The organism is Vibrio sp. SCSIO 43140, from assembly GCF_023716585.1.
GTDB lineage: Bacteria > Pseudomonadota > Gammaproteobacteria > Enterobacterales > Vibrionaceae > Vibrio > Vibrio maritimus_B.
Window position 1 is genome coordinate 1,018,030 of record NZ_CP071850.1, and the last position, 12,219, is coordinate 1,030,248.

General features: G+C 41.1%; 7 protein-coding genes. 3 read left to right on the forward strand and 4 right to left on the reverse strand.

What is annotated here, in order from left to right:
- Positions 1-794: 794 nt before the first annotated feature.
- From J4N45_RS04900 to J4N45_RS04915, 4 genes are read right to left on the reverse strand one after another with little or no spacing between them, the layout of a single operon-like run.
- Positions 795-2,174: a GGDEF domain-containing protein gene (locus J4N45_RS04900; protein WP_252013849.1), complete on the reverse strand. Its 1,380-nt coding sequence runs from the start codon at positions 2,172-2,174 to the stop codon at positions 795-797.
- A 16-nt stretch (positions 2,175-2,190) separates the two neighbouring features.
- Positions 2,191-2,775, reverse strand: a complete 585-nt coding sequence (locus J4N45_RS04905) for a response regulator transcription factor (protein WP_252013851.1) — start codon at positions 2,773-2,775, stop codon at positions 2,191-2,193.
- A gap of 10 nt (positions 2,776-2,785) precedes the next feature.
- Complete coding sequence (locus tag J4N45_RS04910; RefSeq protein ID WP_252013852.1) at positions 2,786-3,928, reverse strand: EAL domain-containing response regulator; 1,143 nt, start codon at positions 3,926-3,928, stop codon at positions 2,786-2,788.
- Positions 3,925-7,518 carry an ATP-binding protein gene (locus J4N45_RS04915; RefSeq protein ID WP_252013854.1) on the reverse strand — a complete coding sequence of 1,198 codons (3,594 nt, stop codon included), beginning with the start codon at positions 7,516-7,518 and terminating at the stop codon, positions 3,925-3,927. The genes J4N45_RS04910 and J4N45_RS04915 overlap by 4 nt, the downstream gene beginning before the upstream one ends.
- Positions 7,519-8,270: 752 nt before the next feature.
- Between J4N45_RS04915 and J4N45_RS04920 the strand changes: the two genes are divergently transcribed.
- The 3 genes from J4N45_RS04920 (at position 8,271) to J4N45_RS04930 (ending at position 12,215) form a co-directional block, all read left to right on the forward strand.
- Complete coding sequence (locus tag J4N45_RS04920; RefSeq protein ID WP_252013855.1) at positions 8,271-9,905, forward strand: methyl-accepting chemotaxis protein; 1,635 nt, start codon at positions 8,271-8,273, stop codon at positions 9,903-9,905.
- Between the two features lie 946 nt (positions 9,906-10,851).
- Positions 10,852-11,406, forward strand: coding sequence for a fimbrial protein (locus J4N45_RS04925; protein ID WP_252013857.1), 555 nt, complete (start codon positions 10,852-10,854; stop codon positions 11,404-11,406).
- Between the two features lie 74 nt (positions 11,407-11,480).
- Positions 11,481-12,215 (forward strand): fimbrial biogenesis chaperone, encoded by a 735-nt coding sequence (locus tag J4N45_RS04930; RefSeq protein ID WP_252013858.1) that lies wholly within the window; start codon positions 11,481-11,483, stop codon positions 12,213-12,215.
- Positions 12,216-12,219: the final 4 nt, after the last annotated feature.

Genomic DNA, 12,219 nt, shown 5'->3' on the forward strand with positions numbered 1-12,219 from the left:
AATCATCAGTATATCTCCCTAAAATTCATTGAAGATACTCTCATTACTTAGATAAAAGTTCTTGTTGAACTAGAGATTTTGCGAACCATGTCTTGGCGTCTAGAACTCAGAGTATTTATAAATGGTGTTACTCACCTGTTTGTCGTAGAAGGTAAGATAGGACACTAAAAATTGAATTATGCGGGGTCAATGTTACATGACACAACTTATGTTAACTCCTTTAGCGCTTGTTATGCTACCGCTACGACAATCCCACTCAGCAATTCAATGTATACTGGCGCTAACTATACTCACATTAATTGCAAGCTGATCCAAATTGTTGAAGGGCTAGTTTGGATTACAGATTAAGCGATCGAAGCAGAGTGTGAATACTTTTCTTGTGAAGTTAAGGTGTACAGAGGTGTCGAAAAAGTTATAGTGACTGAACTGATAAAGAGTGGTTTGCTAACCAGCAAGTTACAACATTTTACTTCACAGTGTGGTTTTAGATTGTCGGTGAGAGGATTGGAGTAGCAGTGAGTTCCCTATTATTGGTAAGAGCAAAATCTCTTCATTTTCCATATTATGTGTAGTTTCTTGTTTTTTATATAACGAAGACTTGTATTAAAGAAGCTTCGTTATATGCTGTTGTTGGGGTAATCTTCGAATAGGTTTGGTGACACTGGCCCAATGGCTGTCGGTTTAGCCTCAGATTGTTCAGATCCAAAAGTTGTCACCATGCTGTTTTTTTTATTCAAAGATCCTATTTGAGATAAGTAGTTTAAACAAAATGGTACTTTAACAAAAGGAAGGTTCTACTTTTGTTTAGCTTGATAGAGCGCTTTGTCCGCCCGTTCTATCGCACGTTGAAACGACTCACCCTTTTTCAATGCTGTCACTCCGTAGCTGACCGAGACAGTCAACCCATGGTGATTTACGACATCGCTACCAATCGCGTGTTGTATTTTTCTCGCTACATCATGAGCAAAATCCACTTCGCACCCAACGAGAACCACCAAAAATTCATCGCCACCAAGCCTTAATACATAGTCATTGTCGCGAACGCCATCAACAAGTTTGTCGGCTATGTATTTGATAGATTGATCGCCAAATGCATGACCAAACTTATCATTGATCCGTTTTAGACTATCTCCATCGATAGCGATGATACTCGTCGGTTGCGACTCAACCCGGGCAATAAAATAGTCATCATTGAGAATGCTTCGGTTGTATAGGCCTGTAAGCTCATCTCGCTGAGCTTGAATCCGGACCTCTTTCAGAGCTGCACGACTAAATTTGAGCTCTGCAAACTTTCGAAACAGCAAATAGCTCATCAAAAAGTAAACAAACAGCAACCAGAAATAGTCGGTAAGCACTTTAAAAATGGGTACCCGATAAACAAAGATGGTTTGATTGTCAGCCACATGTTCTTCGGTATGAGAAAATCTCTCGAACGGGTAATCCCCGTACTGGATGATGTGTTGCTTGTAGGTACCATAAGATTTTTGAACGATCTGTTTCCCATTCGCCAGCAGCGCTGCTTCATCAACAGGCAAATCTATCGAGAAGTCTCCGATGATCTCGCTTTGATAGCGAACTGGACTCGAGATAGAGATAACCAACTGTCCATCAACCAGTTGATTCGCATACAGTGAAGAGATGACCACATTGTCACTCAGTTGGCGTTGCGAGGCATATTTCGCACAGCTGTTATTGGACTGGCATTTCTCTCGACCAAAGTACGCCTCATTGACCACAAAGTCGTCATTCTTAATGTTGGTAAATAGCTTATTGCAGATAAAAGAGCGGTATTTGATCGGTACAAAGGCTCTTTGATAGATATCATCGAAGCTTTCGAGTAAGCGATTAAACTCAAGCAAGACGACCGCTGAGTGCGCGCAAATTTTGCTGTCGTCCATAGAATAAACCCGAGCGAATTTTTCACCATACTGCTGCTTGGTGTAAGACAGGATAGAAGACATATCGGCTTCATTGTTTGCACTATTTTCGATTCGCTCACTCAAGTACTTAGAAAATAGAACCACATTCATTTTATGTTGATCAATAGCGGTCGTGATTCTGGAGAAGTATTCGAGCTCCCGTTTGACGAAATGATCAGACATGACCATGATGGTAAAGGTAAACGCGGTCAACGAGATGATCGTTGACCTCAAAATAATAGAAGAATCAAACATAGAAGATAACGACCCATTACTTAAGCATCGTGATAAGCTCAACGATATTGTTCGCATTGTATTTTTTAAGAATACGTGCCTTGTAGGTACTCACGGTTTTTGCACTCAGGAAGAGCACTTCTGCGATATCAGTGTTGCTTTTTCCCTGTATTAGGTAATCGAGCACCATTTTTTCTCGCGTGGAGAGCGGTTTTCCTAGCTGATGCTGCAGATTTTTATGGGGAAACTTGAAGTAGCTATACCCTTGCAGAATGCTTTCAATTGCACCGCCCAGCGTTTCCAAACTCTCTGATTTATAGACGAATCCATTGGCGTTGAGCTTCATCGCTGTGTCTGCGTGTATTGCATTTTTGTCTGCGGATAAAAACAGGACTTTACCTCGATACCCACGTGCACGAATGCGCGTTAAAAAGTCAAAGCCGTTGCTGTCTCCTAAATCAACATCGAGTACGAGCAAATCATATCGTTGACTTGTGACTAACTGCAGTGCTTTTTCTGCACTAGGCTCTGAATCTACTGCCGATATGTTTGGAAGTTGCCCTATTGTCGATTTAACTGCTGCACCTACGATTGGGTGGTCATCGACCACTAAACATTTCATACCTGCCCCTTTACTCATACATCATACATACCGCTTCAATGGGCATAGGTTTGCCCGTCAGAAAACCTTGGCATACCTCGACTCCCAACCGTTTAAGTTCATCAAACACCACTTCATCTTCAACGCCTTCAGCCACCAGCCTTAGCTCCAACTTTTGTGACAAATAGCGAATGGTTTTAACGATATTCAAATGAGAAGGGTTATGCGTGCAATCCTTAACAAAGGCGCGGTCAATCTTTATCTCTGTGAATGGGATAGACGAGAGCTTTGTCAAAGAAGAGGAGCCTGTCCCAAAATCATCAATGGAAATACCGATACCATTCAAACGAAGTCTTGCTAGGTTCTTAAGCAGGCACACCGATTCCACATAAGCGTGAGCCTCCGTCAGTTCAAAGGTAAAATAGCAAGGATCCACACCATGCGTTTGACACGTCTCCAGAAAGCTATCGGTGAAGTCTTCACGCAACAGGTTACGATCATTGATATTGATCGCGACGGGGTAGTGAAGTTTACCCTGTTCATAGTCTTGAATTGTGTTGTGAAGGATCACGTCAAACAGCTCACCATCCAGTGATAGGCGCTCTACGTGTGGTAAAAACTCCGCAGGTGAAATGATCCCCTTAACTGGGTGTATCCATCTCGCCAATACTTCAAAACCAATCACCTTACCGTCAGCGAATCTAACTTTAGGCTGGTAGTAGTTCTTTATCTCTCGATTGGCCAGGGCCAGAAGCACCTCATCACCATTAATGCTTTGCTTGGGCATTCGAGAGCGCATGGACTTACACAGCCCGCGAATTCGACTGATCTCCTGAACTAATTGCGATTCTTTATAAGGTTTTCTGAGATGACCTACCGTAGAGAAACTGAATCGCTTGCAAATGATTTTGATGGTATTGCTTATCGCATCGCCCATCCCTGTACAAATGACCACAGCAGACTTAACATTCATGCTACCCAACTCAACAATAAACTCTATACCGTCCATCTCTGGCATATCCACATCGAAAAGGATGATGTCGTAGTGCTCACCTTTGACGAGTTGCAACGCTTTAGCTGCGCTATTGGCACAGGTGACGGCTCCATATTGAGCTAAACGACTGCTTAGTACAGTAAGTTGAATGTCGTCATCATCCACTATCAGCATCTTCATAATTCAACCTTCTGCATTGCTAAGTAGTTGTTTACATGAGCGACTTGTTGATTCATTTCCTCAATCAGCTCATCTAATATCCATTGCACTTCATCCAGTTCACATTGTTCTATCTGCAAAGCAATGTTCTCCACAGATTTAACGCCGAGGATCGCACTGCCTCCTTTTATTTTGTGAGCCACTTTTTTGATCGCCGATACAGTCTCGGCTTTCTCGAGCGCCGCAATATCTCTTTGCATGGAATCAACAAAGATGGTTGCTAGCTGAGCACGTTCACGCTCTGGAAATCCGAGAATCCAATCGGGGAACTCTGTCTTACTTTCTAAGTGATGAAATACCTGCAGATGAAGCTCTTCTAGCGTGTAGGGCTTATTCAGTACACCACTAAACACACTTCGACTCTCCTCGAGAACTTTCTTGGTATCGTTTATCGCCGTGCAGACGATAATTGGAATGTGCTGCTTCAAAGGGTTTGAATGAATCGCCGTCGCCAAATCAACGCCATCCATGTCTGGCATGTGATAATCAGTAAAGACAATATCGACTGACTCTTCGCTGATAAACTCGGTTGCATCCACGGCATTAGAAAAGGCATAGACGGTCGCGCCTAAATACTCCAATTGCAATCTCATGACACTCAGGTTGATGCTGTTGTCATCAACAATGACGACGCGCGCTGCAAACTTATCTGATGGTAAAACATCATCCGATCCCATCACCTTATCGATATGTTCAATACGAGAGTAGATTTGATCCAAATATGAACACTCATTGAGGTTGAGCACAAAGTCATTACCGCGATGCAATAGAACCAACTGTTCATCATTGTCGTGATATTTGACTGAGCTAATCTGCAGTCCCCAACTGCTGAGCCATGGCGCTAGCTCTGGGCGAGATTTGGGTATTAACTTAACCTCTACATGGTCTTTATTAGAGTAGTGAGTTGTCTGTTCAAACGGTATGGACAGTTCGAAGCACGTTCCTTTTCCGAGTTTAGAGTGGCATTCGACGCGACCTTGCATCAGCTCCACCAATTGGTAGACAATGCTAAGCCCAAGCCCGGTACCACCAAACTTTCTGGTAGTAATGGCATCTTCAGCTTGCTTAAATGGCTGAATAGCGAGCTCTATCTGTTCTGGGTTCATACCGATGCCAGAATCGGATATCGTCAGTCGTAAATGCTCATCCGCAACTTGATATTGAACCGACACCACTCCAGATTCGGTAAACTTAATCGCATTCGAAAGTAAGTTAGCCAGAACCTGTTTAATACGAACTCCATCGCAGTCGATTTTATCGATAACGGATAGCTGTGGCGTAAACTCAAGATTGAGTGCTTTCTTTGCGGCCATTGGCTCAAACTGACGAACCACCTCACTGACCAACGCAAGTGGGGATGCGGGCTCATAGACCAATGACAACTCGTTGGCTTCTAGCTTTGAAAAGTCCAGAACAGTATCTACCAGCCGGCTCAAGTGTGACGCGGATTCATAGGCTTGCGACTGCAAAGTTGCGACTTTCTGCGAGAGTACCTCTGTTCTCATAAGCTCTAGCGCCCCTTGCAAACCAGCAATCGGTGTTCTTAGCTCATGACTCATCATGGCAAGAAAGCGTTCTCTGACTTTCACTGCTTGGCGCTCTTGGTGATTCGCCTCTAAGATGCTGTTTTCGTAGCGTTTTTGCTCAGTAATATCACTGATAGTGGTCAGCAAAAGTGAAGAACCACTTGCAGGGTCCTCGATGGATTTACTGGCTACCTGAACATCATGAAAGTTCAACTGACAGCCTTGCATACGATACTGACCTTGTGGAAGGTTTTCTAACTGCCCCAATAGCAGCACATCCGTCGCCCGCTGCTCATCATGCAATAGGCACTTCTGACACTGCCCTTTTTGAAAACTCGGACAGTTGGACAACTGAATATCACCATCGGGTTTAGCGATAAAAATAATGCTGTTGAACTCATTGATGATTTCTTGTAGTCGCTTTAACTCAACGTCTTTTTGGTTTACCTGACGTTCGTGGTGCTCAGCCTTCAACTTGCTATTTAAAAGAGTCAGGTATGAGACTCCTAGTACAGCAAACACCAAAATTAGAACCAACACACTGTAGTACCACACCGTCTGCTTTTTGTAGCCTTCGACCATCTCAAACTGTCGATAACGGTTCTTTATCTTTAGTATTTCTCCATTATCAAATGTGCTGATCAACTGATTAATTAGAGTAAATAAAGCCGTATCTTGTTGCTTGACTGTAAACGCTAAGTTGAGTTCAAGCTCTGTATCGATTAGCTTGTACTGCTCCCCCATTAATTGACTAACGGAAAAAGTACTGGCGACATCGGTAGGTAAGTAAATCACTGATAACTCGCCTTGATCCAAGTCTTTCAACAAGGTTTCGATGTCGTCATAGGCCACTAAATTTAACGTGGTCTCTGTTTGCAGTTGTTCCACATCACTAATCTTAGTTTGAATGAGGATCCCTGCTTTAGAGTCACTCTTGACCGTTCCCGTGTCCCCCATGACACCACGATATTTCAGCGTCATGAAAGGTTGTGTCACCAAGTTATGAGCAACAGGATTACGACCAACGTAACTGACGATATTCAAATCGGCAGTTGACTCGCTGTCTAAGGGCAAATACTGAACATCGATCCCGACTCTGGATCCAAGCATGGACATGAAGTCCGGAATTGCACCTATGTAGTTCCCTGAAGGTGACTGTGAGATGAGCGGTGGAAGATTATCACGCATCGAATACGTCACGACTTCATCCTCATGAAGCGAATGAAATGCAATCAGCGCTTTATCGAGTAAGTAATAGGGGTTCGATGACGAAAAGTAACTCGGCAGCCTTTTGTCATTCGCAAGCTGGATCACTTTGTTAATGATATCCACCAATACGGGCTGCTCGAAAGACGCAACTAATCGAACTTCTTCTCTCGGTAGCCATTTAGGAAATTCAATTGAGGCTTTTAAATCGTTGTTCGAATCGACATGGTTAGCAATGTTGATATAACTCGCTATCAAAGCATGTGCTTTTCCAGATTGAACCAATTTAATACCCAGCTCAAAGTTGTCTGTCATAAAGGGCTTTTGCTGAGTTTCTCTGCGTATCACATCGCAATAAATAGAACCACTTAAGCAAACCCAACGTCTCCGTTTTATGGGTCTGGTTTTGTGGTGAGGATCGGCGAGATAAACCGCTGTTGATGTCTGATAGAGTGGGTCAGAGAATAGGACTTTTTTACGTCGCGCTTCTGTCATGCTGTAACCCATTGCTATATCAACGTCACCGCGACTCACTGCATCGAAAACAGCATCGATGTTTGGATATTTTTTGAGGGTAACTGGGAGGTTGAGAATTGCAGCTAAACTACTCACATAGTCATTTGATGTCGAAAAATACTGCCCTACATACTCTCCAGGAGTACCTTGACTCTGCTTTGTCGCTAAAACAGCAACGATTAGCCTATTTTTACCTTCTAAAAACTCTCTTTCCTGCTCTGACAACATCAGTTCGTCAGCCATTAGTAGTCCTGAGAAGCTAACGGTGAATAAGGACAATACAGATGATAACCAACGTTTCATTAGGCAGTACTCTCTTTGCTATTGAGTACGCATCATATGAACGACGATCTATTAGTCAAACGTACCACTAAAAGAGAGTCTTAATTAAGTCGCTGATAATATTGACTTTATAAGTGTTTGTAGGATTGAGCTTACGTAAATCTCCTACCATTCCTACGTACTTGTAGACTGGTAAGGAAAAAGGCGAAGCTTGAGCAAGGTGAGAAAACTAAATCAACAGGCGTATAACGAGATCCAGCTTTTGCTGGATTAAAGTGATTCAAAAAGCATTAAACTCTGAATTGACCATGCTTCGACTAATGAACTGTCGAGAACTTAGAAAATACAAGAGATGGAACAAAACTACAAAACACCTTCACACGACGACTACGCTAAAATTGGAATTTAATTCAAGATTATTCTTTATGTACCTTAGATGATACAACTAAACAGCTATCGTGAATGAGGTTTACCATCAAAATGATAGGGCAAGCTCAAAACAGAATAATAATGGACTAGTCATACCATACTAAGTCAATTGATAGCGTTATCACATGCGTATTCGATTTTCGTTATACGTAGTAACCAACCTCAAATCAGATTTTTGATACGTAGGCGATGGTAGATTTTAATGTAGTCCTGAACTTACAAATTGGTAAAACTAATTTAAAATCAGTTGATTAGTTATATTGGTGTTTTATGAGTAAGTTTGTCAGTGTAGTCCAAAGCCCTTAATGTCTTATTTATCGTAGCAATCCCTTAAGGAAACCATCGTGCTAAAACAAATAAAGACTGTAAGGCATAAAATTTCGTTGATATCTATAGTAAGCGTCATAGCAATGACGATTATTTCAATGATTAACCTTAACTCTACAAAAAACTACAATCATAGTTTTGCGCTTTACCAGCAGTTAGCTAACTCTAACGTTAATATTACTCTAATAGAGTCCAACTTGTTAACTGCTCGTATCAATGCAATGACATTCCAGGACACGGGGGAGAGTCATTACGTAACCAATGCTATAACGCTCCTTGATGCTAGCATTGAACTTATTACATCGAATCTAAATAAGACGAAGAACGCTGAAAACAAGGCTCTTTTCATATCCATACGTGATGACATGCAAGCCTATAAGCAAAACTTCGAGCAGTTTATCCAACTACATACTAATTCAGAGAACGACAAAGTGACAGCTAAAGCAGCGCAGAGCTTCTGGATAGAAATGCGAAGGCTCGGATTTGGCGTCACTAGGAATATTGCTTCACTTCGAAAAAACGCCGTAGAGAACCAAATTGCGGTTAAATCACAAGTTGCTGAGGTTGGAGAGCAAACCCTTGTCACTCTGTTGATTGCATGGCTAGTAATGATTCCGGTGATTTTTGTGCTTACTCGAGTGATTGCTAATAGCATTATCAAGCCTATAGAAACAGCGAAACAAAAGATTTCCTCTATGTCTGCCGGGTATTTCATAGAGACTATGGCTTTGGATGATGTTAAAGATGAAGTCGGCCAAATGTGTGTCGAATTAGCACAAATGGAAACCAAGATTTATCACGTAATAAAAGAGGTGAACTGTTGCGGAGAGCAGCTTTCAGTAGCTTCAGAGCGGCTTTCTACGATCAATCACAATGCTCTGATTAATGCTCAGGAACAACAATTAGAAACTGATCAAGTCGCAACTGCTGTCAATGAGATGTCTGCAGCTGTTACAGAGGTTGCTCAAAACGCTAATAACGCATCAACTGAAGCCGATATTGCTAAAACTAGTGCGACCATAGGTTCAGATGTAATGTCTGAAACGATTTCAAAAGTCTCAGGTCTTGCTGAACAAATGGGACATTTGGGGCAAGAAATATCGACTTTAAAATCAGGTACAGATGAAGTCGCAGATATCATGGTAGTTATCGACAATATTGCTCAGCAAACAAACCTTCTGGCATTAAATGCTGCTATTGAAGCCGCTAGAGCTGGAGAGCAGGGACGGGGATTTGCTGTAGTAGCAGATGAAGTAAGGCAACTTGCCCAGCAAACACAGGAAGCTGTGGAACAAATAGAAAGAAAGATAAACACACTACAACAAAATACGAGTAACGTCGTAAGTTCCATTAATGCTAGCCAAACTATGCTCAATGACACAGTCGAACAGGCAGATGCTGCAAACCAAGCTTTTTCGCAAATTACTGACAGTATCGAACTTACTAACGCGCTTAATTCGCAAATTGCAGTTGCTACAGAAGAGCAGAGTACAACTGCGGAGATGATAAACCAAAGCATCATTTCTGTTAGAGACCAAGTTGAAGAGACACTACAAACAATAAAAGATAGTGGTGAAGCAGCAGATAACCTGTCAGAGATGTCCATAAAGTTAGCTGAGGAGGTAAGGTTCTTTGACTTAGAAAGTAGGTAACTACACTCAAATAAAAGAGTCATTGACACTAGTGAGTCAATACTTGAAGTAAATCTCAATAACCTACCTAGAGCTATGAAAAAGATGACAAAATATTATCAACGCCCCAGGAACTCGTGTCGTGTATGCAAAAAGATAATTAATAAGTACTGTGCATCGAGTGTCTGCTCTGAATGTACTAAAAATTTGTATTCAATGCATACCGAGCACCAAACCGACCTCGGTAATCATCAACATGTGGAAGCTTTGTTAGCTTTAGTGCAAATTGAATATGAGCTTGAGAGAACTCGAGAAAGCCTAAATATAATCAGCACGTTAACTAGTAGCAAGGTACAGCAATTACTAAGTCAAGCAACTACTGAGCTTGAGGAGCAAGTAAGGGAATTCAATTTGTCCATTCTTAACGTTCCATTAACGCTTAAGAATGCGCTCTATGATGCAATTTCTAGATACCAAATAATGTTGAGTTTATTCCTTGTTGAGTAAAAACGCGAGAGGATGATGTTTGGAAATGGGTTGTTTTCATAATGGATGTCTGAAAATAATAGATTTTTTAGAGTCCTAGTTAATTTCAAACGATGAAAGTGTGAAAGATATTATCTGAAAGTTTCGGTTCTATAATAGCCCCAAAATTTTGCACAAAACAGATAAGTTAAAAACTGTCAGGAAATTAAAAAGATAATGGTGACATATAAAGTCTCTAAGCGGAAAACTGTTGGAGGTGATAGTAGAAAGCATGCCATTTATGATTATAAATATGAACTAGCTGTATCAGAATGACAAACTAGACAGAATCATAACTGGATGGCTATTGGTTAGCATTGCAGGAAAAACTTGCAGTCATATGCAAATGAACTAATTGGTGACAGAGATAAAATTTCTATACCTAACGCAAATCAAAAAGTTTATGCAATAGGTTGTTTATTCAAGAGTTAAGGAAACTATAATGAAAACACTTAAGTGGGCGTTTATTCCCGTATTTTCTATGTTAAGTAGCAGTGCATTCAGTGCATTTCCAGCTGCGGCACCAAATGTACTGTTTTTCCAAGGAGAAGTTACTGACGAGACTTGTACAGTGTCTATAAACGGTGACGAAGCTAACCCAATCATACTGTTACCTAGAGTGCCGAAGAGTGAGCTCGCTGCATCAGGCGATGTAGCGGGTGCGATTGACTTTGATGTGTCGATTTCGGGTTGTACTGGAGATGCTGTTAACCCGACAGGAATCAATACTGTGTTTGTTGGTAATCAGGTTACTACGAATGGAAACTTGGGTAATATCGGTTCGGCGACAAATGTCGAGCTGCAAATAGTTGATACTACGGGTACAAAGATTAACTTTAACAACAACAATGGATTCTTTGTAGGTACGAATGACCTTGGGTTAGCGGTTAGTGAAACTCAAAAAACAGCAACGTATAAAGTTCAATATTATGCTACTGGTGCTGCAACACCGGGTACAGTTGACGGCTCTTTGCAATACGCGATTTCGTACCAGTAACAGGTAAACTTATGCTAGCGGCAAATGAATTTTAACCGCTAGCTTAGATTCCATCTCTCAAAGTGATTGTAGTAGTGAAAATTTCAATTTTGCTATTAATTGTATTTTGCTCAAGTTCATGGGCTAATATAGTTATGACTGGAAGTCGAGTTATTTATAATGAAGGGCAGCGCTTTGTCAATGTTAACCTTTCTAACAAAAGTGAAAACGTTTTTTTTGTTCAGAGTTGGGTGGATGAAACCGAAGATAGTGATGAAAAAAGCGAATATTATGTGGTTACCCCACCGATAGCCAGATTAGCTCCCAACTCGGGACAAATAATCAGAGTTATATCAATAGATGAGAGTGCCTACCCTAGAGATCGTGAGTCTATATCATACTTCAATTTTCTACAGATCCCTACAAACAAAAGCTTAAAGAAAGAATTAGACAGTGTAAATAAACTATTTGTGACAGTTAAACATAAGGTTAAGTTGTTCTATAGACCTTTAGGTATTAAGGATTTTAATGATCAGCCTGAAAAAATGATTAGAGTAACAATGGTAGAGTCTGATGATGCGAGTGTTAAGATCAGAGTTTACAATGACAGGCCGTTCTACCTCTCTATGTCGGGAAATATTGGATTTATTGATAATGGAACCGAAATTAAAACAGCCGGTAGAATGATTGAACCTTATTCATATCGTGACTTTGACTTTGATAAATCAGAGAAAATGTTAGATAAGCTGCATAGCGGAATAGTTGAATTTCGCATGGTTAGTGATTTGGGAGCATTGCTATCAATGCGCTTTGATGTTGTCTCTAATTGATTAG